Source organism: Marinimicrobium hydrolyticum (genome assembly GCF_030848505.1).
Lineage (GTDB): Bacteria > Pseudomonadota > Gammaproteobacteria > Pseudomonadales > Cellvibrionaceae > JAVDDU01.
In genome coordinates, this window is sequence record NZ_JAVDDU010000002.1 from 529160 (window position 1) to 548044 (window position 18885).

Consider the following 18885-nt stretch of genomic DNA (forward strand, 5'->3'; position numbering starts at 1 on the left):
AGACCGAAAACGGTCACTGCCTAGCCAATCTAGACAGCATGAGCAGGGCAGCTACAGAGATGACGTCAGTGATTTCTCCCCGATCCACCATGGCGATAGCTTTTTCCAGAGGCAATTTACGGACTTCGATATCTTCGGTGGCGTCCAGGGTCTGGGGTACGGGCGAGAGTTGGCGGGCCGTATAGACCACGCCGATTTCGTCGGTGACGGAGTTGGACAGTTGCAGGTCCAGCAGTTTTTCCCACCGCTCGGCGACTAGGCCCACCTCTTCCTGCAGTTCGCGTTTGGCAGCGGTGAGGCTGTCTTCGTTTCGGGGGCAGCCGCCTTCGGGAATCTCCCAAGTGAACTGGTTCAGGGTGTAGCGGGTTTGTCGAACTAACCAGGTGTTATTGTCATCGTCCAACGGCACTACGCCCACGGCGGTGTTTTTGAAATGCACCACGCCGTAAATGCCGTCAGTCCCGGCCGGGGTGATAACTTCTTCGTGGTAGACCTCGATCCACGGATTGTCGTAAATGCGTTCTGAGGATTTACGCTGCCAAGCGCCGGTTTGTTTGTAATCGGGTCTTTGCTTATTACTCATGAGATGTCCTGATCGCCTGCCACCCGGGGACGTTACCTTCGTCGGTTGCGCTGATTCGATCGCCATTCACTTGGCCGACGAAGTAAGCGTTGTCGATGGTGAAGCGAATTTCGTCACCGCGCAATGTGGCGTTGCTCAGCTGTTGCCAATCGCCACTGACCACGGCATAGCCTTCAATCTCTTGAAAGCGCTGTTGCAACACCAAGGTTATGTCATCGATTGTGTTTTGAACCTCCCACTCGCCAGCTACTTTCGCCGGCACTACCCACATATAAAGATTCAGGTAGTCGTCGGAGGCATCGGGCTCCCAATCTTCCATATGAAAAACGTGCGATACAACCCTCGACCCTGGAGCCATTGTGTCGAGAATAATCGGGCGCAGTCGGTTGTTGATGGCTTGCAGTAGGAATAATGTCAGCACCGTAGCGTCGGAAATGTCCTGCTCAAAAAGGTCGCCTTGCTTGAAGGTCACGCGATCATTAACACCCTCAGTGCGCGCATTTTCTCGTGATGTTCTCACCAGTAGCGGATCTATCTCCACCCCCACAGCGCGCCGCGCGCCCCAGTCGCGCACGGCGGCAATCACGATGCGTCCATCGCCCGACCCTAAATCAATAACCGTGTCTTGGGGTGTCACTTGTGCCAGCTCAAGCATTCGTTCAACACTTGGCTCTGGGGTGGTCACGAAAGGCACATCCAGCTTAGGCGGACCTCCCGACCAATCTTCTTCCGCGTACACAAAGATCGATGCCATTGATACAAAAGGTAAGACCAATAGGCCAAGAAGAAGTCGGTGCTTAAACCACAGTCGGTTTTTAAACAGCATGGGTTTCTCCAAACTCTTTGTCGTCACTGCAGACGATGCGGCTCAAGCTCAACCCGCTCAACTCGTCGACCCAGCATAAATACGCGCCCAAAATAGCGGTCACCGCCTGTAACGGTAAATTCGAAATAGAACATCCGCCAGAATCTGACCCGGCCATTTCGGTCACGGCGTAGCCAGAGTTTACGAAGGTAGACGCTCTGATCCAGCATTTGCACCTGCATGCCTTCACAATGGCGGCGAGCGGCGACAAAGGCGAGTTCTTTTACCTGAAAGGAGCGCCACAAATAATAAATACCCAGGCCCAAAGCCATCAACCATGCGAGCGCGACAAGATCCATAAAAATGATACACGTTGGAGAGGCAGGCGGGATACCGGCAGAGAGAAAAGAGAACGGTCGACAAAAAGCAGGCGCGATAAACTAGCGTTGGCCTGTCGCTGGCGACACGCAGAAGCGTACATATCTTTCACCCAGCGCTTAATCCGGAAAATCACCCTGGTTCAGCGTGGGTGAAACTCGAGGAACCGGCTGCCCGGCTCCTCGGTTTCAAACGTTTTACAGCGGCGTTACGTTTTCCGCCTGCGGACCTTTTTGACCCTGTGTGACTTCGAAGGTAACACTCTGACCTTCTTTCAGGGTTTTGCGGCCCGAACCATTGATTGCACGGAAGTGCACGAATACGTCGGCTCCACCTTCACGCTCGATAAAGCCGTAGCCTTTATCGTCGTTGAACCACTTAACTACCCCAGATACCAGTTGGTCTGACATACAATCCTCGTCTTGCTTATAAGTGTCAGCAGAGCTGACCTAACATGGAAACCAGCTGAACAGGCTTTCTACCGCGACCCGTATCGCCGAAGTGAAATAACTCGCCGTTTCGTTAACAAAGCGGAAACGAACAAATTATTGCTAAGGTGACATTCGAGCAAAGTAACTTGAGGGTGCCTCGCGGGAGCCTAGTCTTTGACCGGAAATCAAGCTTTAGCAAGAGATCTCTGTTTACAGAACCAGAGATTCCTCAAAAATTAAAGCACTTCGGTTGCGGGAGTTCAAGCCTATATCCATGAATTCTCGTTACTGTCGGACTCTTGGCCCTATATGGCACCCATGGCCTTCTATTGCCCTGTTTTGGCGCGCTTTTTACGGGCAAACTGCTCATGCAAATAAATGCACAAGGCAACCAAGGGAATCACCATTACCATAGCCAAGCGCTCCACCTCGACTAACATACCCTGGCGAGCCAACTGATAACAGGCGAGCGCCCAGACGGCACCGGCAAAGTAGGCCCAGCGCTTATGAAAAAAGACGCCCACGGCGACGGGCAAAGCCGCCAACCCTAACCATAAGCCGTAACCCTGCGTCACCACCACGAAAGCGACGCCCAGCAACACCAGTGTGGCAACCAAAAGACCATTCAACAATGGATTCAAACGTTGCACATTTAACTCCCCTTTTGTCAGAAACCCATGGCGCGTCGAACAATGGCATTTTTTGCCAGGGGCGCCTGGTTGAGTGTGCCCATGCCCGCGTTGCGCAACCAGGTCAGCTCTGGGTTGCTGTTGCCGAATAAACGCTTAAACCCTTCCATGACTCCCATCATGGCAAGGTTATCCCCCAAGCGCTGCCGCTGGTAGCGTCGCAACACGGAATAATCCCCCGCTTGAAGGCCTCGCCGTACAGCTCGCTCAAGCTCGGCGGCAAAAACCTGCACATCTCGCAAGCCAAGATTTACGCCCTGGCCCGCCAGGGGGTGGATGCTGTGAGCGGCATCACCGACCAGGGCGATGCCCGGCTGAATGTATTGCCGTGCATGGCGCTGGTAAAGCGGAATTGCAAAACGTTCGGCGGTACCGGTGACTTCACCCAAACGGTGTTCGAAATCCCGCCCCAGACGCGCACAGAATTCCGCGTCGTCGAGCGCCATCAGCTCTTCCGACAGCGCATTGTCCGCGGACCAAACGATGGAACAATAGTGAGCATCCCACTCCGAGCCGTTGTGCCAACGCAGGGGCAACAACGCCAGAGGGCCGGTGCGCATAAAGCGCTGCCGGGCGGTGTAGTTGTGGGGCTTTTCCGTGCGTATCGTGGTAATGATGGCGCGCTGATCGTAGGTCCATTCGCGGGTGGCAAAACCGGCCAGCTCGCGCACCTGGGAGTGAGCACCATCGGCGGCTACGATCAGGGGCGCATTCAAGCGTCGGCCATCTTCCAGCGTCAATTGCACCGGCTGCCCGGCCGACTCAGGTTTGAGTAGGCCAATGACTTTGGCCGGTTGTATTACGGATACGTTCAACTCGGACAAACGCTGCCTAACGGCTCGCAGAGCCACAGAATTTTCGACGATGTGGCCCAGCGTGTCGCTGTGCAGATCTTCGGCGCTGAACTCGATGCGGCCGGTGCCTTCGCCGTCCCAGACTTCCATATCCCGATAGGGGCAGGCGCGTTCAGTAAACAGACCGGTCCAGCAATCGATGCTTTCCAGTAGTTGTTGCGACGCCGGCGTTAGCGCCACGACCCGGGGGTCAAAATTCTCGCCGTCAAAACGCGCCGGCTTAGCACCCGCTTCAACCACGGCAATGCGCAACTGGCTGCCCGCTTCCCCATTGGCAACCTTCGCCGCGAGCGTGGCGCCCACCAGACCGGCGCCAATGACAATCACGTCAAAGTGGCCGTTCATAAGGAACCCTCCAGCCAGCGAGCTCGGGAGCCGGCGGTGCCCATGGTTTGAGCGGCAAACTGGGCTTTGACCGGGGGCAAAAGATCCAAACCCAAAAGCCCCAAATGCCGGGCGGCGGTCTGGGGCTTGTCGGTACTGGTAAACAGGCGCACCAGTTGGTCGCTAAGGTTAATGGTCAACGCCTGATCTCGTTTTTGCAGGGCCAAGTAATCTTCCAGCACCGGCAGTTCTCCGGGGCTTTTGTCCCGACGCCGGGCGTGAATCAGCACTTCGGCCAAACGCGCGCAATCGCGTAGAGCCAGATTAAAGCCCTGCCCCGCTACCGGATGCAGGCTGTGGGCGGCATTGCCCATTAAGACCACGTTAGAGCGAATCTGCTCTTCGGCCATCAACAAGCGCAATGGCCAAAGCTGCCGCTCACCCACTTTCTGAAAACGACCCAAACGCCAGCCAAAACGCTCTTGGAGTGCGGCTAAAAATACCGAAGACTCGGAATCTCGCAGCTGCTCAGCGCGGTGCGGGGGCAGCGTCCATACCAGCGCCGCACGTTGCGCCTGAGGGGATTCGTCCAGGGGAAGAAGGGCCAAAGGGCCCTCCCCGGTAAAACGCTCGTAGGCCACGCTCTGATGAGGTTCAGTAAAGGATACATTGGCAATCACCGCGCTTTGGCGATAATCCACAATTCGGGTTTCGATACCCAGAGCCTTGCGCAGAGGGGAGTTGGAGCCTTCAGCCACGACCACCAGAGCGGCCGTTAGTGTTTGCTCGCCGCCCTCCGGACTGGCGAGGGTTAACCGGGCGTGGCCGCGACCGGGCTCCAGCGTCTGCACGGACATGGGCATTAAGCTGGTCACACCCTCGGCGTTTTGCGCCCACTCCAACAGCAGGGGCGCCAACCAGGCATTTTCAATCACATAGCCCAAGGCATCGAGTCGCTGCTCGTCGGCGTCTATGTTGGCGCCGCCCAGGTGGCCGCGATCAGATACGTGCACGCGACGAATAGCGGTGGCGTGTTGGCGCAAACGCTTCCAGATTCCCAGACGATCCAAAATCTCTGCACTGCCGGAGGAGACAGCCGTGGAGCGATGATCATAGTCCGGCTGATAGTCAGTACTTGCTGACAAACTACCCTTGGCGTCAATCAGGGCGATGCGCCAAGGCTCTTCACCGGCCGCCAGCAGGCTCGCAAGGCTGGCACCGACCAAGCCGCCGCCGACGATGGCGATGTCGAAATCCGGTGCACTCATCAGGCGTTCATCAATGCTTCAATGTCATCGGGGCTTTTGGGCACACCTGAGGTGAGCACTTCACACCCGTCTTTGGTCACCAGCACATCATCCTCGATACGAATGCCAATACCGCGCCATTTTTTGGCGACCGTTTCATTGTCCGGCGCGATGTACAGGCCCGGCTCGACGGTCATCACCATGCCGGGTTCGAGAGCACGCCATTCGCCCTCGATTTTGTAGTCGCCCACGTCGTGCACGTCCAGCCCCAACCAATGACCGACTCGGTGCATATAAAACTGCTTGTAAGCGCCGTTTTCGATAAGCTCTTCCACCGAGCCGCTCAGCAGTCCGAGTTCAACTAAGCCACGCGTGAGAACTTCCACCGACATCTCGTGCGGCAGGTTCCAGTGGCTACCCGGGCGGATCACTTCAATGGCGGCCAGCTGGGCGCTTAATACCAATTCGTAAAGGCTGCGCTGTTCCGGGCTGAAGCGTCCGTTGACGGGAAAGGTGCGACTGATATCGGCGGCGTAAGACTCCAACTCGCAACCGGCGTCGATGAGCACCAAGTCGCCATTGCGCAGCGCGGCATTGTTTTCCACGTAGTGCAGAATGCAGCCGTTTTTGCCGCCGCCCACAATGCTGTTGTAGGCCGGGTAGCGAGCACCGGCCATGGCAAATTCGTGCTGAATTTCCGCTTCCAGCTGGTATTCCATGACGCCGGGTTTGCAGAAGCGCATAGCGCGGCAGTGGGCACGCGCAGAAATTTCCCCAGCCTCCCTCATGATTCGCTGCTCGGCGGCGCTCTTGATCAGACGCATGTCGTGCAGGAAGTGACTCAAGTCCAGAAATTCACCCGGCGGGTGGGCACCGGCTCGCACTTTGGCGCGGATAGTATTCACCCAGGTCATGACCTGAGCGTCGAAGTCACGGTCCTTGCCCATGGCGTAATAGACGCGTTCCCGGCCCTCAATAAGCCCCGGCAAAATATCGTCGATGTCATCAATGGGGAAGGCATCGTCGGCCCCGAAGTCGCGGCAAGCGCCCTCAGGGCCCGCTCGGTAACCGTCCCAAGTCTCCCGTTCAGGATCCCGCTCCCGGCAAAACAGTACATATTCACCGTGCTCGCGCTCGGGAAACAGCACCAGTACGGCGTGGGGCTCATCAAAACCTGAGAGGTAATGAAGGTCACTGTCCTGCCGATAGGGGTATTCCGTATCTCGGCTGCGGGTGCGCTCAGGGGCCGAGGGAACAATGGCAATACTGTTGGGCTCCATGAGCTCCATCAACGCTTTGCGGCGGCGGGCATACTCCTGCCGAGTGATCTTCATAGGCCTATCCGTCTCCCGATAAACATTGGTTTAATGCACTGTGCTCGGTGGCTCGTCGTCAGTGGTGGCCACTCGCGCCGCGCCGAACTCCATAAACAATGCTGATGCGGCCATACGCACGTATTCCAACACCTCCATGTAATCATTCTCGGCGGCTTGCATGGCTTCGGCGTCGTCTCTGTCCAACCCCACAAGACCGATGGCGGCCAGGTCTTCCAAAGCCTCCTTCGCCTGGGGCGACAACTCAGCCTCACCCACTTTTCCGGCTCCGCCAAAACCCACCAGAAAGCCCTGACACCATCGGCTCAAACAGCTGACTCGATGGCCGATTTCGTCGTCATCGCTGGGCACAAGCAACTGCAGTTCAAATTCTTGCTGGGCCATTTGCTCGCGAGTCTGCTGGAACAACGCGGACAACGCAGCGCGCACGGCGCCGTCGGGCGGCTGGGTAAAGTCCAACTCTTCCACGGCTTCCAGCAGCCAATCGGTTTCCGAAGGGGTAGCACCCCCACAAAATTTTCCACACAAAATACCGTGCAGCTCGGCCGGATCAAGGATGATCTGCAGCGGTGTCAACAACTCGCTCAGAGACTCATACGAGACCGCTGAAGGTTCGGATTCGGGCATATCAAAAGGTCCTGTTTCAGTTCGCGCTCATGCTAACACGCTTTGCGCTCTTTGGCCCCGCCGTACGGGCTCAGGAGCCGGTCCAGGACGGTAAAAATGCCAAGCAAATCCGTGACCTGGCGCGCGCTTTCTCGAATCAACTTCAAGTGAGGCGCGAGAGTGATTGACCCCTTAGGGGTAGGCGCCATATAGTAGCCATTCCACTTTGTCCGGCCCTTTGCCATGTCCCAAGACCTACTACAGTCCCTGGAAGCCAAAATGGATCGACTGATCCGCGCCTGTGAGCGCCTCCAGGAAGAAAACCGCGATCTAAAAGCTCGCGCCAGTGAATGGCAAAGGGAGCGTGTACGTCTGGTAGAGAAAAATGAATTGGCGCGCGGACGCGTGGAAGCCATGATTACCCGCCTGAAAAGCCTGGAATCGGAATGAATTCGGAATCGGATAAAATCGGGTAGATAAATAGGACAGAGCGAAATGGCGAGCGAAACGGTTATCGTACAAATTCTGGATAAAGACTACCAAGTCTCCTGCCCCGCGGAAGAGCGAAGCGCATTGATAGAATCCGCCCACTTACTGGACGAGCGCATGCGCACCATTAAGCGCAGCGGATCAGTGATTGGACTGGAGCGTATTGCTGTGATGGCGGCGCTCAATTTGAGCCACGAATTGCTGCAAGCCAAGTCTGCGCCGACGCCAACATCATCCGAGCCGGACCCGGAAGAACTGAGCCGGTTACACGCCAAATTGGATCGCACGCTGGAGCGGTTTGAGCAAATTTAACAGCCATTTCCCGCGCGCCGATTTGCGGGTTTCACCCAATTCTAAAAGTCCAATTAAAAATGTAAATTTGCGCCGCCTCCGGCTATTCGGGTTATACTGAAAACAGTCCTAGGGTGTACGCCAGTCGACACGTCCTTGAGCCGATAACTGTGTACCAGGCAGTGCTTTGTGGATCTTGTTGAGCATTACCGCACGTCGGGAAGCCTGATAGACCACTGGCACCGCCACCTTGAACCATTGGGTTCAAGGCCCGCTCGACAGCGGCACCCCGGGGCGCTCCATAGCGATTTAGGCCGATCAATGCGGCCCTCCAAACAAGCCGACCAATCCAGGCTGCCCGATGGGCCAAACGCACACAAACCTCCACGCCGAACTTGCCCACGCCAAACGCCAGATGCGGCGTCAGATGCGTGCGCGCCGACGACGCCTGAGCCCCGGCCAACAACGCCGCGCCGCGCATCGTTTAGCGAAACTCCTGGTGCGCTTTCCTGCTTTTGTGCGCAGCCGTCACATTGCTCTGTATTTGCCGAACGACGGGGAAATTGATCCGCGCCCGCTCGCCCGACTCGCGTGGCGTATGGGCAAGCGCTGCTACCTACCAGTCTTGCATCCTTTAAAAGCTCGGCAACTGGCTTTTGTCCGTTTTAAACCCGACACTCGCCTGTTTCCGAACCGGTTCGGCATTCCGGAACCGGCTTTTGGGCGCAACCAATGGCTTGCGCCCCATTACCTGGATCTTGTTTTGTTACCACTGGTTGCATTTGACCGGGCGGGCGGGCGCTTGGGCATGGGGGGAGGTTTTTACGACAGCACCTTCGCCTTCAAGCGCCAAAAGCGCTGGGGGCCACATCGCAAGCCACAGCTTATGGGGCTAGCGCACAGCTGCCAGGAAACCAAGGAGGTGGTGCGGGAAAACTGGGATCTACCCTTAAGCGCCGTGGTCACTGACCACGAGATCATTGCAGCCCGCGCTCAATGACTGGCCCGGCCAGGTGGCAGGGTCGTCGTCGAGTGCTTTTTGCTTATTGAGCCTGGTGTGCCAGAACCGAAGCGGTTTGGTCGGCGGAGAAGAAATCCCCCACGCCGAGCGCACTGATCAGGACTCCGACGCAAAACACCAGGATTACGATGGTGATTATGTCAGTTTTCATTACCGGGTGACCTTCAGACAAGACGTTTTTCGATGTCCATTATTGTTTTTGGTGCCAAAATCCGGTTTAAGCGCCATGTGTGCCAAGAGGCGGCAACTTTCATCTTAGCGTAGGACAGCCGTCTATCAAGGGATAAAATGCCAAAATGTGGGATAAAACGGCAGTTTGTGAAGGTTATCACATCAAATTCGCTTGCCTAGCCCCCAAACCGGCCTTTTTAAGCCAAAAAGAACCGGTAGGCGGGGTTTTCCGTCTCATCCCAGTAGGGGTAATTGATCTCATCGAGAAACTTCCGCACCTGGGCCCGCTCACCTTTGGGCACTTGCATGCCCACCAGTACGCGCCCAAACGCTGAGCCGTGGTTACGGTAATGGAACAGGGAGATATTCCATTGCCCAGCCACCCGGTTGAGGAAGGCATAGAGGGCGCCGGGTCGCTCCGGAAACTCGAAGCGGAATACCATCTCCTCGCCCACCTGAGGCGCGTGACCACCCACCATATGGCGAATGTGGAGCTTGGCCAGCTCGTTTTCGGTCATGTCCTCAACCGTGTACCCTTTGTTGGTCAGCATTTCCACCAGCTCTTGCCGATCTGAGCCGCCCATCCCAACCTGTATACCCACAAAAATCCGCGCGGCTTCTTTGTCGGCATAGCGATAGTTGAATTCGGTGATGTTGCGCCGCCCCAGAGCCTTGCAAAACTCCTTGTAGGCGCCGGGGCGCTCGGGAATGGTGACCGCCAATATGGCTTCCCGCTGCTCACCGATCTCAGTGCGCTCGGAGATGTACCGCAGGCGGTCAAAGTTAATATTAGCCCCACAGTCGATGGCCACAAACGTCTGCCCGGTACAGCCGGTTTCTTCCACGTACTTTTTCATACCGGCCACACTGACGGCACCGGCAGGCTCAGCAATGGAACGGGTATCCTCGAAAATATCTTTAATGCCGGCGCAGATCTCGTCGGTATTGACGGTGATAACACCATCAATGGTTTTCTTGAGTACTCGGTAGGTTTCCTTACCGATCTTGGCGACCGCAATGCCGTCGGCAAAAATCCCCACTTGAGGCAGTGCCACTCGGCGGTTCTTCTCCAAGGCGGCCTTTAGGCAGGCGGACTCGTCGGACTCCACGGCGAAGACCTTGACGTTCGGGCGCACGTACTTCACATAAGCCGCAACGCCGGCACACAGCCCTCCACCGCCCACCGCCACGAAGATGGCATCAATGTGCCCCGGGTACTGACGCAGAATTTCCATGGCCACGGTGCCCTGGCCGGCAATGACATCCGGGTCGTCAAAAGGATGAATATAGGTAAGTCCTTTTTCCGCCACCAGCTGCTGTGCGTGTGAGGACGCCTCGTCATAATTGTCCCCATGGAGCACCACTTTGGCTCCGCGAGCGCGCACCGCATCCACCTTAATCTGCGGCGTAGTACGCGGCATCACGATGATGGCCTTAATACCCAAATGCTTGGCGCCCATGGCCAGCCCCTGGGCATGATTACCCGCCGAGGCCGCAATCACACCCCGAGCTCGTTCTTCCCCACTCAGCTGAAGCAGCTTATTGTAAGCGCCGCGAATTTTGAATGAGAACACCGGCTGCAGGTCTTCGCGCTTGAGCAGCACCGTATTATTGGTTCGGTGCGACAAAAGCGGCGCAGGGTCCAGAGGTGTCTCTATAGCCAGATCGTAGATGCGGGCGTTGAGGATGCGTTTTATGTAGGATTCAGGCATAGCGGTTCTTTATTAGGAAAACGAGAAAACAGCGCCCCATAGTAAACAATTTGGGGAGGATCTGACATCCATCCCTCCAAAATCCGTATAATTACCAACACATTTTTTTCAGCGCCTGACCGGCGCACAAGGGAAAGAGGCCAATATGACTCAAGACGCACTCAAGAAGGCAGTCGCCGAGGCGGCAGTGGAATACATTACTCCCAAGCTGGAACGCGACAGTGTCATTGGCATCGGCACCGGCTCTACTGCCAACTACTTTATTGACCTCTTACCCGATATCCAGGACCAATTCGCAGGCGCGGTTGCCAGCTCAGAGGAAACCACACGGCGCCTAAAAAGCCTTGGCATCCCGGTATACGAGTTAAACGATGTCAACGAGCTGCTGATTTACATCGATGGCGCTGACGAAAGTAATCCCCAGCTGGAACTGATTAAAGGCGGTGGCGCTGCGCTTACCCGGGAAAAAGTCGTGGCTGCCGTGGCGCGCGAATTTCTCTGCATCGCCGACGAGAGCAAGTGGGTGGAAATCCTCGGTGACTTCCCGCTGCCGGTGGAAGTTATTCCTATGGCCCGCTCGTACGTAGGCCGGCAATTGGTCAAGTTGGGCGGGCAACCGGTCTACCGGCAGGGCGTCGTCACCGACAATGGCAACGTCATCCTGGATGTCTACAACCTGCAAATAATGGAACCTCGCAAGCTGGAAAACGCCATTAATCAGATCGCGGGCGTCGTCACCAACGGCCTGTTTGCCCACCGCCCGGCTGACGTCCTGCTGCTAGGCACCAGCGAAGGCGTCAAGCGCATAAGCCCCCGGTACTGAGCACACCCTTCTTTTACTTGAGAAACAAAGGGTTACCCATAAAAAACAGGTTGGCCGAACACCCATCCAATCCGGGTGTTCGGCGTCCAGCGGGACTGGGGTGCTCGCAAGTTCTCGATCCACCGATCAGGTTATAATTGCCACCCGCTATAAGCGCTATTGGTTTTTACCCCTTGCCTGGCTGCATGCCAGTCCTTATCATGCGTTTACATTACACGGCCTCAGAGCCGGTTCAATTGACAAACATCCAGGTTTGGAGACCACAACTTATGAGTAGCGACGCTATCATTCACGTTACCGACGCCAATTTTGAAGACGAAGTGCTTAAAGCCTCGCAACCGGTGTTGGTGGACTTTTGGGCGGCCTGGTGTGGCCCCTGTAAAATGATTGCTCCCATTCTGGATGAACTTGCCGGCACTTATGGGGACAAAGTCAAGATTGCCAAGCTGGACGTGGACGCCAATAAGGAAACCCCTGCCAAGTTCAATATTCGGGGCATCCCCACCTTGATCATTTTCAAGAATGGCGAGCCAGACTCCACTAAAGTGGGCGCTCTTTCCAAGGCCCAACTGGTCGAGTTCATCGACAGCGCATTGTAAGAATGAATGAATTGAAGTACGCCGCGCCCAGGCGCGGCGGCACTTTGACCATGCATAGGGAGTAAACCCAGCAACAGAACTTTTATTTTGCACTGCCCGGATTTTGCCGTTATACTCGGCCTGTCCAATGTAAGCCCTGCCCTGATTCAGCTACCCAATTAAAGCCAGCCAAATCTTTGGGCAAAAGTTAAACGCCAGTCGAAACTTGCCTCTGACGTTGTAACAAACTCCCGTTTGCTCCCCTGACCCAATCTTCAAGTGGCCCTATAGCTGCCCTAATGTTGATTGACAAGGAGAGGAACAGCGGATCGTGTTTAGCCATCGCAATCTGCGTCTTATAAAAACCGCCAAGGTACGTTTCCCGGCAAGATTGGGATTGCTATGCGCTTAAAACACCACACTAGAACACAGCCGTTTCGGCACTTACACTCCGCGACCCTAACCTAACCACCTACAACAAAGTCTCACTGTATGAATCTAACCGACTTAAAAGCCAAACCCATTGAAGAACTGATTTCTATTGCACGCGAAGTAGGCCTGGAGAGCATGGCCCGATCTCGCAAACAGGATGTCATTTTCAATATCCTCAAGCGGCACGCCAAAAGCGGCGAAGATATTTACGGCGACGGTGTGCTCGAGATTCTTCAGGATGGCTTTGGTTTTCTGCGTTCTGCGGACAGCTCCTATCTGGCCGGCCCCGATGACATCTACGTCTCCCCCAGCCAGATCCGACGCTTCAACCTGCGCACGGGCGACACGATTTCTGGAAAGATCCGCCCCCCAAAAGAAGGCGAGCGCTACTTTGCCCTGTTGAAAGTTAACGAAATTAATTTCGACAAACCGGAAAGCTCCCGCAACAAGATTCTCTTTGAAAACCTGACCCCCCTATTTCCCGATGAACGCCTGATTCTGGAAGCTGGTAACGGCTCTACAGAAGATTTGACCGGGCGTATCATCGATTTGATTGCACCTGTGGGCAAAGGCCAACGGGGTTTGATCGTGGCGCCGCCCAAGGCGGGTAAAACACTGATGATGCAGTCCATGGCCCAGGCCATAACTCGCAACAATCCAGAGTGCCATTTGATCGTACTGTTGATCGATGAGCGTCCGGAAGAAGTCACCGAGATGCAGCGATCCGTTCGCGGCGAAGTGGTTGCTTCCACGTTTGATGAGCCCCCCGCGCGCCACGTTCAAGTTGCCGACATGGTGATTGAACGGGCCAAACGCCTGGTGGAACACAAGAAAGACGTGATTATTTTGCTGGACTCCATCACCCGTTTGGCGCGTGCTTACAACACGGTTGTACCTTCCTCTGGCAAGGTTTTGACCGGTGGTGTGGACGCCCACGCGCTGGAACGCCCCAAGCGTTTCTTCGGCGCGGCGCGTAACATCGAAGAAGGTGGCAGCTTGAGTATTATCGCTACCGCGCTGGTGGATACCGGTTCAAAAATGGATGAAGTGATTTACGAAGAATTTAAAGGTACCGGCAACCTGGAGTTGCACCTGGACCGGAAAATTTCTGAGAAACGCATCTACCCCGCCATCAATGTGCGCCGTTCCGGTACCCGCCGGGAAGACCTACTGATGAAAGAAGATGAGTTGCAGCGCGCCTGGATTCTGCGCCGACTGTTGCACGATATGGAAGACGTCGCGGCAACCGAGTTCTTGATTGATAAACTCAAGGACTTCAAAACCAACGACGAATTCTTCCAGTCCATGAAACGGAAATGATACCGGGCGGGGGCATAGCCCCCGCTCTGGCCGGAGCTTTGCCAAGATGAAATACCGGGACCTGCGCGATTTTATCGACCTTCTCGAGCAGCGCGGCGAACTCAAGCGCATCCACACAGAAGTCAGCCCGCACCTGGAAATCACCGAAATCTGCGATCGCACTTTGCGCGCGGGCGGACCAGCACTTCTGTTCGAAAACCCCAAAGGCTATGACTTTCCCCTACTAGGCAACCTTTTCGGCACCCCCGAACGGGTGGCTCTCGGCATGGGCGAAGAGTCCGTGGAAGCTCTGCGGGAAGTGGGCAAACTGCTGGCGTTTTTGAAAGAGCCGGAACCGCCCAAAGGCTTCAAAGACGCCTGGGAAAAGCTACCCATTTTCAAACAAGTGTTGAACATGGGCCCGAAAGTGGTCAACAAAGCGCCTTGCCAGGAACATGTGCTTGAAGGCGAAGCCGTCGATCTGGATCGTCTGCCCATTCAAACCTGCTGGCCGGGAGACGCCGGACCGTTAATCACGTGGCCTTTGGTGGTGACCCGCGGCCCGGAAAAAGAGCGGCAGAACCTGGGCATCTACCGGATGCAAAAAATCGGCAAGAATCGCCTCATTATGCGCTGGCTCGCTCACCGTGGCGGTGCTCTGGATTTTCGAGATTGGCAAGCGCGTCACCCGGGCGAGAACTTTCCGGTCGCCGTCGCGCTCGGCGCCGACCCCGCCACCATCTTGGGGGCCGTAACCCCCGTACCGGATACCCTTTCCGAATACGCTTTCGCCGGCCTGCTCAGAGGTAGCAAAACCGAAGTGGTTAACTGCCACAGCAACGATTTGCAGGTTCCCGCTTCCGCCGAATTTATTCTCGAGGGCCATATCGCCCCGGGCGACATGGCTCCCGAAGGCCCCTTTGGTGACCACACCGGTTACTACAATGAAGTGGACCAGTTTCCCGTCTTTACGGTCACGCGTATTACGCACCGTACAGACCCCATTTATCACAGCACCTACACGGGCCGCCCGCCCGACGAACCCGCAGTATTGGGCGTAGCCCTGAACGAGGTGTTTGTACCCATACTGCAAAAGCAGTTTCCCGAAATCGTCGACTTTTATCTGCCGCCGGAAGGCTGTTCCTATCGGATGGCCGTGGTCACCATGAACAAGCAATACCCCGGTCACGCCAAACGGGTAATGCTGGGGGTTTGGTCTTTCCTACGCCAGTTCATGTACACCAAATTTGTGATCGTCACCGACGCCGACGTGAATGCCCGGGACTGGAAGGACGTGATTTGGGCCATGACCACGCGCATGGACCCCGGCCGCGACACGGTCATCATCGACAATACCCCGATTGATTACCTGGATTTCGCCTCTCCGGTTTCCGGCCTCGGCTCCAAAATGGGTTTTGACGCCACCAACAAGTGGCCGGGTGAAACCGACCGCGAGTGGGGCACTCCCATTGCCCAGGATCCCGCCGTAAAACAACGCATTGACGAGCTGTGGGACGAGCTGGGCCTCTAGCACTCGGCGGCTTGGCCTTTTAGCTCAGCCGACACCGTTCCGCCCCATTCGAATTTACCTTTTTTTACGCTTGCCGAGCCCTTTCTTAGGGCTGGCAGCTGATCTGCGCCCTTTATCTTCCCGCCTGCTCGGGGCACAATGTGGACCACTCAAAATAAGATTCGGAGACTTGGTAAATGAAAAAAACCTCTCTATTAGCACTGTGCCTGGCGGCACTGTTCAGTTTCGTCGCACCGGCAAAGGCCGATCCCCCCCAATTTAATGTACTGCTGTTCACTAAAATGGACGGCTTTCATCACAAGTCCGTCAATGAAGGTGTTCGAGCCATGCGCAAAATGGCCGAGAAGCATCACTTCAACATTGACTGGCACGAAGACGCTAACCATTTTAACGACGACAACCTGGCCAGATACGATGCCATCGTATTCCTGATGACCACTGGCGATATCTTGAACGAAGAGCAACAAGCGGCCATGAAACGCTTCATCCAGGCCGGCAACGGATTCGTGGGTATCCACAGCGCATCAGACACCATGTACGGCTGGGAGTGGTACACCAAACTGGTGGGCCGGACCTTCAAAATTCACCCCGTCATTCAAACGGCTGAACTGGAAGTGGTTGATCACTCATTCCCAGGCACTGAGCGCATGCCTAAGCGTTTTCTGTGGACCGACGAGTTCTATGATTTTGGCCCTGAGCTGAGCGAAAACCTGAACTACATCCTGACCGTGGATGAGGACACCTATAGCCCAGCCGCCGACTGGGGCCGTGTTTCCTCTGAAGGCATGGGCGAGTTCCACCCGCTGGCCTGGTACCAGTATTACGATGGCGGCCGGTCTTTCTACACCGCCCTGGGCCACGTACCCGCTACCTTTGGTGATGATCTGTTCCTCGAACACATCTACGGTGGTCTGTACTGGGCTGCCACCGGACGCGGCATCCGGGATTGATCCTCTGCGGGTGGCGCCCTCCGGCGCCACCCCACCCTTAGCCCTTACCTCGCCTCTACCTCCACTCTCTCCCCACTTACCCCTTGATTTCAGTTCCCTTCCTTGCCCGTTCCCTCAAGATCCCGGTCCAGTGGCCGCTACCTATCTGTACAAGGAAATTCGTCCAGGTCCAGGCGAGCTAAGTCCTAGACCACCCGAACTGAGATTTTCGGGAAAGAATCGGAAGACGGTCTATACTAGGTTTAAACACGCGCCAAAGTGAGCGCAGGCCAAACAGCGGGTGGAAACAACCCCGAGCAGTGCCTGGTTTTCGTCAGCCTAATTGACAACAAGTCCGCGGCATTTCGGCGTCGCCGCCCCGGGCCCAGATCAGAGAAGAGGGAAAAGTGAATAATTTATCACTGAAGTGGAAAATTCTATTGAGCGTGACCCTCACCTGCATCCTTGCAGTGATCGTCACTACCGCGGTCACTGTGCGTTCGGGGCTGGCCACCACAGAGGAAACCATCCTGGAGGACAGCCGCACGCTGGCCAAAGTCCTGGGTGAGGCCAGCATTGGAGCTATTACGTTCAATGATTCGGGCACTGTTAGGTCTTCGCTTAGGGCGCTTGCCATTAGCGACCGGGTGCGCAACGCCGTCATCTACGTGGATAACAAACCCTTTGCCTGGTTTTCAGCCGGTGCTCAGGACAATGCCTTGCCGGCCGACGTCTCGCGTACCCCTCCCGCACGCGGAATTACCGAGCTCAATGATCTTGTGGTGCTGACGGAAGCCATTGAGTCGGATGGTCAGGAAATCGCCGTGATCTCGCTGCGCGTCGACATGTCTGAGCTGGATCGCATTGTTGGCGAAGCGGTTGTGGACGCGATTTGGTTGGTGCTTGTTATCAGTATCATTGCAGCCACCTTGGGCTACTTGGTGCAGGCCAGCATCATCAAGCCAATCAAGTATGTAGTGCGGGCACTTAGAGACATCTCTGAAGGTGAAGGCGATCTGACACGGCGCCTGCCAGTGTCCGGTACCGACGAAATTTCCGAGCTGGCCACCTGCTTCAATACTTTTGTGGAACGCTTGCACAGCATTATTGCCAGCGTCTCGGAAACCTCCCAGGAAGTGAGCGAAAACGCCAACATGGTCGCTCAGCTGTCCGCCGAAAACGAGCGCGCCATCAAAACCCAGCGCTCGGAAATTGAGCAAGTGGTGGTCGCTGTTAAACAGATGGCGGCGGTGGTACAGGAAGTCACCGTCAGCGTGACCGAAACTGCGGAAAAAGCCTCTCAGGCGGATCAATCAGCCAGCTCTGGCAAGACCATCGTGATCAACACCACGCGGCAGATTGAAAGCTTAGCCAGAGACATTAAGACCGCCTCCGAGGTCATTGACCGGCTGCGCAATGAAACGGTCAGCATTGGTTCAGTATTGGATGTGATTCGCGGCGTTGCGGAACAGACCAACCTGCTCGCCCTTAACGCCGCCATCGAAGCGGCACGCGCGGGCGAACAAGGTCGGGGCTTCGCTGTGGTAGCGGATGAAGTGCGCACCCTGGCTTCCCGCACCCAAAGCTCCACTACTGAAATTCAGGAAATGATTGAGCGGCTTCAAGTCGGCTCAAAAGAAGCCGTGGACATGATGGCGGCGGGCACCGCTCAGGCGAACACCTCCGTGGAGCAAGCCGGCGAAGCCACGCACTCCTTGGAAGACATCACCGAAATCGTCAGCGTGATCCGGGATCGCACCAATCAGGTCGCGGCAGCCGCGGAACAACAAAGCGCCGCCACCACGCAGATTGAAAGCAACATTGAGAGTATTTCCGCCGCCGCTGAAAACTCGGCGGAAAGCTCCAGCCGCATTAACACCAACATCGCCAGTCTGGCCGATATGGCCGCCAGTCTAAGCGACTTGGTGCGACGCTTTAAGCTGTAGCAAACAGGGCGTGGAGCGACCCACGCCTATCGTTTAGTGGCATGGAAGGGTAGTGATTAATTTTAAAAGAGCGAGATAGGGTTTCATGAAAAAACTAGTCCTGACAGGCATTTTCTGTTTCGGCACAGGGCTCGCGGGCTTGACCCTAGCCTGCGAAGCTCCGTCCGAAAAGCCGGATATTCCGGATCCAAACACCGCCGAGACGCCGCAGATGGTCAAGGCCAACAATGACGTACGCGAGTATGTGGCCGCACAGACCGAATTCATCAACTGTTCACGTATGAGTTCGGCGCAACAGCGCCGTGAGGTGCGGGAACTGGAAGAGTTTGCGGCTGAGTTTAACGAGGCCATTCGGATTTTCAGGGCAAGGAACAACTAGCCTAGGGCTATTCAGCCACCTGGAGCAAAGGCT

At 56.0% G+C, this 18885-nt stretch carries 21 protein-coding genes and 1 other RNA gene; 11 read left to right on the forward strand and 11 right to left on the reverse strand.

Annotated elements, in window-relative coordinates:
• Window positions 1-13: 13 nt before the first annotated feature.
• The 9 genes from RBH33_RS05465 to RBH33_RS05505 form a co-directional block, all read right to left on the reverse strand.
• Complete coding sequence (locus RBH33_RS05465; RefSeq protein WP_306731133.1) at window positions 14-583, reverse strand: NUDIX domain-containing protein; 570 nt, start codon at window positions 581-583, stop codon at window positions 14-16.
• Entirely contained in the window at window positions 576-1409 is an 834-nt protein-coding gene (locus RBH33_RS05470; RefSeq protein ID WP_306731134.1) for a 50S ribosomal protein L11 methyltransferase, read from the reverse strand. Before RBH33_RS05470 ends, RBH33_RS05465 begins: the two co-directional genes overlap by 8 nt.
• 23 nt (window positions 1410-1432) lie before the next feature.
• The gene (locus RBH33_RS05475; protein WP_306731135.1) at window positions 1433-1747 is read right to left on the reverse strand and encodes a DUF3301 domain-containing protein; all 315 of its coding nucleotides are present in this window, start codon (window positions 1745-1747) and stop codon (window positions 1433-1435) included.
• 216 nt (window positions 1748-1963) lie between these two features.
• Complete coding sequence (locus tag RBH33_RS05480) at window positions 1964-2176, reverse strand: cold-shock protein (protein WP_306731136.1); 213 nt, start codon at window positions 2174-2176, stop codon at window positions 1964-1966.
• 347 nt (window positions 2177-2523) lie between these two features.
• Window positions 2524-2847: a hypothetical protein gene (locus RBH33_RS05485; RefSeq protein ID WP_306731137.1), complete on the reverse strand. Its 324-nt coding sequence runs from the start codon at window positions 2845-2847 to the stop codon at window positions 2524-2526.
• Window positions 2848-2864: 17 nt separating this feature from the next.
• The gene (locus RBH33_RS05490) at window positions 2865-4085 is read right to left on the reverse strand and encodes a UbiH/UbiF/VisC/COQ6 family ubiquinone biosynthesis hydroxylase (protein ID WP_306731138.1); all 1221 of its coding nucleotides are present in this window, start codon (window positions 4083-4085) and stop codon (window positions 2865-2867) included.
• A complete protein-coding gene (ubiH, locus tag RBH33_RS05495) occupies window positions 4082-5332 on the reverse strand; it encodes a 2-octaprenyl-6-methoxyphenyl hydroxylase (protein ID WP_306731139.1) in 1251 nt (416 codons plus the stop codon). The genes RBH33_RS05490 and ubiH overlap by 4 nt, the downstream gene beginning before the upstream one ends.
• Complete coding sequence (gene pepP, locus RBH33_RS05500; protein ID WP_306731140.1) at window positions 5332-6645, reverse strand: Xaa-Pro aminopeptidase; 1314 nt, start codon at window positions 6643-6645, stop codon at window positions 5332-5334. Before pepP ends, ubiH begins: the two co-directional genes overlap by 1 nt.
• Before the next feature lie 30 nt (window positions 6646-6675).
• Window positions 6676-7272: a UPF0149 family protein gene (locus RBH33_RS05505; RefSeq protein ID WP_306731141.1), complete on the reverse strand. Its 597-nt coding sequence runs from the start codon at window positions 7270-7272 to the stop codon at window positions 6676-6678.
• A 222-nt stretch (window positions 7273-7494) separates the two neighbouring features.
• Here RBH33_RS05505 and RBH33_RS05510 point away from each other — a divergent pair, with 222 nt between their 5' ends.
• The 4 genes from RBH33_RS05510 to RBH33_RS05525 all read left to right on the forward strand — a co-directional run bounded on the left by RBH33_RS05510 (window position 7495) and on the right by RBH33_RS05525 (window position 9031).
• Window positions 7495-7701 carry a TIGR02449 family protein gene (locus RBH33_RS05510; RefSeq protein ID WP_306731142.1) on the forward strand — a complete coding sequence of 69 codons (207 nt, stop codon included), beginning with the start codon at window positions 7495-7497 and terminating at the stop codon, window positions 7699-7701.
• 45 nt (window positions 7702-7746) lie between these two features.
• Window positions 7747-8052: a cell division protein ZapA gene (locus RBH33_RS05515; protein ID WP_306731143.1), complete on the forward strand. Its 306-nt coding sequence runs from the start codon at window positions 7747-7749 to the stop codon at window positions 8050-8052.
• A gap of 102 nt (window positions 8053-8154) precedes the next feature.
• A non-coding RNA gene (ssrS, locus tag RBH33_RS05520) (6S RNA) lies at window positions 8155-8331 on the forward strand.
• A gap of 61 nt (window positions 8332-8392) precedes the next feature.
• Window positions 8393-9031 carry a 5-formyltetrahydrofolate cyclo-ligase gene (locus RBH33_RS05525; protein ID WP_306731144.1) on the forward strand — a complete coding sequence of 213 codons (639 nt, stop codon included), beginning with the start codon at window positions 8393-8395 and terminating at the stop codon, window positions 9029-9031.
• A gap of 43 nt (window positions 9032-9074) precedes the next feature.
• On the opposite strand, the gene RBH33_RS05530 is transcribed toward RBH33_RS05525, so the two are convergent.
• Window positions 9075-9203, reverse strand: a complete 129-nt coding sequence (locus RBH33_RS05530) for a hypothetical protein (RefSeq protein WP_306731145.1) — start codon at window positions 9201-9203, stop codon at window positions 9075-9077.
• Window positions 9204-9420: 217 nt separating this feature from the next.
• Window positions 9421-10935, reverse strand: coding sequence for a threonine ammonia-lyase, biosynthetic (gene ilvA, locus RBH33_RS05535; RefSeq protein ID WP_306731146.1), 1515 nt, complete (start codon window positions 10933-10935; stop codon window positions 9421-9423).
• Between the two features lie 145 nt (window positions 10936-11080).
• On the opposite strand from ilvA, the gene rpiA reads away from it, so the two are divergent.
• The 7 genes from rpiA (at window position 11081) to RBH33_RS05570 (ending at window position 18852) form a co-directional block, all read left to right on the forward strand.
• Complete coding sequence (rpiA, locus tag RBH33_RS05540; protein WP_306731147.1) at window positions 11081-11758, forward strand: ribose-5-phosphate isomerase RpiA; 678 nt, start codon at window positions 11081-11083, stop codon at window positions 11756-11758.
• A gap of 269 nt (window positions 11759-12027) precedes the next feature.
• Window positions 12028-12357, forward strand: a complete 330-nt coding sequence (trxA, locus tag RBH33_RS05545) for a thioredoxin TrxA (RefSeq protein WP_306731148.1) — start codon at window positions 12028-12030, stop codon at window positions 12355-12357.
• Window positions 12358-12828: 471 nt separating this feature from the next.
• The gene (rho, locus tag RBH33_RS05550; RefSeq protein WP_306731149.1) at window positions 12829-14088 is read left to right on the forward strand and encodes a transcription termination factor Rho; all 1260 of its coding nucleotides are present in this window, start codon (window positions 12829-12831) and stop codon (window positions 14086-14088) included.
• Window positions 14089-14134: 46 nt separating this feature from the next.
• Window positions 14135-15598 (forward strand): 4-hydroxy-3-polyprenylbenzoate decarboxylase, encoded by a 1464-nt coding sequence (gene ubiD / locus RBH33_RS05555; RefSeq protein WP_306731150.1) that lies wholly within the window; start codon window positions 14135-14137, stop codon window positions 15596-15598.
• Between the two features lie 176 nt (window positions 15599-15774).
• Window positions 15775-16548: a ThuA domain-containing protein gene (locus tag RBH33_RS05560; RefSeq protein ID WP_306731151.1), complete on the forward strand. Its 774-nt coding sequence runs from the start codon at window positions 15775-15777 to the stop codon at window positions 16546-16548.
• 386 nt (window positions 16549-16934) lie between these two features.
• Entirely contained in the window at window positions 16935-18473 is a 1539-nt protein-coding gene (locus tag RBH33_RS05565) for a methyl-accepting chemotaxis protein (RefSeq protein ID WP_306731152.1), read from the forward strand.
• An 85-nt stretch (window positions 18474-18558) separates the two neighbouring features.
• Window positions 18559-18852, forward strand: coding sequence for a hypothetical protein (locus tag RBH33_RS05570; protein ID WP_306731153.1), 294 nt, complete (start codon window positions 18559-18561; stop codon window positions 18850-18852).
• The last annotated feature ends 33 nt before the right edge of the window (window positions 18853-18885 follow it).

What these genes read in the sequence shown, in the direction of transcription:
- ilvA (WP_306731146.1), bottom strand. Translation starts at nt 10,935, where the DNA reads ATGCCTGAATCCTACATAAAACGCATCCTCAACGCCCGCATCTACGAT.
- RBH33_RS05515 (WP_306731143.1), top strand. Translation starts at nt 7,747, where the DNA reads ATGGCGAGCGAAACGGTTATCGTACAAATTCTGGATAAAGACTACCAA.
- rho (WP_306731149.1), top strand. Translation starts at nt 12,829, where the DNA reads ATGAATCTAACCGACTTAAAAGCCAAACCCATTGAAGAACTGATTTCT.
- RBH33_RS05510 (WP_306731142.1), top strand. Translation starts at nt 7,495, where the DNA reads ATGTCCCAAGACCTACTACAGTCCCTGGAAGCCAAAATGGATCGACTG.
- rpiA (WP_306731147.1), top strand. Translation starts at nt 11,081, where the DNA reads ATGACTCAAGACGCACTCAAGAAGGCAGTCGCCGAGGCGGCAGTGGAA.
- RBH33_RS05480 (WP_306731136.1), bottom strand. Translation starts at nt 2,176, where the DNA reads ATGTCAGACCAACTGGTATCTGGGGTAGTTAAGTGGTTCAACGACGAT.
- RBH33_RS05530 (WP_306731145.1), bottom strand. Translation starts at nt 9,203, where the DNA reads ATGAAAACTGACATAATCACCATCGTAATCCTGGTGTTTTGCGTCGGA.
- RBH33_RS05475 (WP_306731135.1), bottom strand. Translation starts at nt 1,747, where the DNA reads ATGGATCTTGTCGCGCTCGCATGGTTGATGGCTTTGGGCCTGGGTATT.
- RBH33_RS05525 (WP_306731144.1), top strand. Translation starts at nt 8,393, where the DNA reads ATGGGCCAAACGCACACAAACCTCCACGCCGAACTTGCCCACGCCAAA.
- ubiH (WP_306731139.1), bottom strand. Translation starts at nt 5,332, where the DNA reads ATGAGTGCACCGGATTTCGACATCGCCATCGTCGGCGGCGGCTTGGTC.
- pepP (WP_306731140.1), bottom strand. Translation starts at nt 6,645, where the DNA reads ATGAAGATCACTCGGCAGGAGTATGCCCGCCGCCGCAAAGCGTTGATG.
- ubiD (WP_306731150.1), top strand. Translation starts at nt 14,135, where the DNA reads ATGAAATACCGGGACCTGCGCGATTTTATCGACCTTCTCGAGCAGCGC.
- RBH33_RS05465 (WP_306731133.1), bottom strand. Translation starts at nt 583, where the DNA reads ATGAGTAATAAGCAAAGACCCGATTACAAACAAACCGGCGCTTGGCAG.
- RBH33_RS05560 (WP_306731151.1), top strand. Translation starts at nt 15,775, where the DNA reads ATGAAAAAAACCTCTCTATTAGCACTGTGCCTGGCGGCACTGTTCAGT.
- trxA (WP_306731148.1), top strand. Translation starts at nt 12,028, where the DNA reads ATGAGTAGCGACGCTATCATTCACGTTACCGACGCCAATTTTGAAGAC.
- RBH33_RS05490 (WP_306731138.1), bottom strand. Translation starts at nt 4,085, where the DNA reads ATGAACGGCCACTTTGACGTGATTGTCATTGGCGCCGGTCTGGTGGGC.
- RBH33_RS05505 (WP_306731141.1), bottom strand. Translation starts at nt 7,272, where the DNA reads ATGCCCGAATCCGAACCTTCAGCGGTCTCGTATGAGTCTCTGAGCGAG.
- RBH33_RS05570 (WP_306731153.1), top strand. Translation starts at nt 18,559, where the DNA reads ATGAAAAAACTAGTCCTGACAGGCATTTTCTGTTTCGGCACAGGGCTC.
- RBH33_RS05470 (WP_306731134.1), bottom strand. Translation starts at nt 1,409, where the DNA reads ATGCTGTTTAAAAACCGACTGTGGTTTAAGCACCGACTTCTTCTTGGC.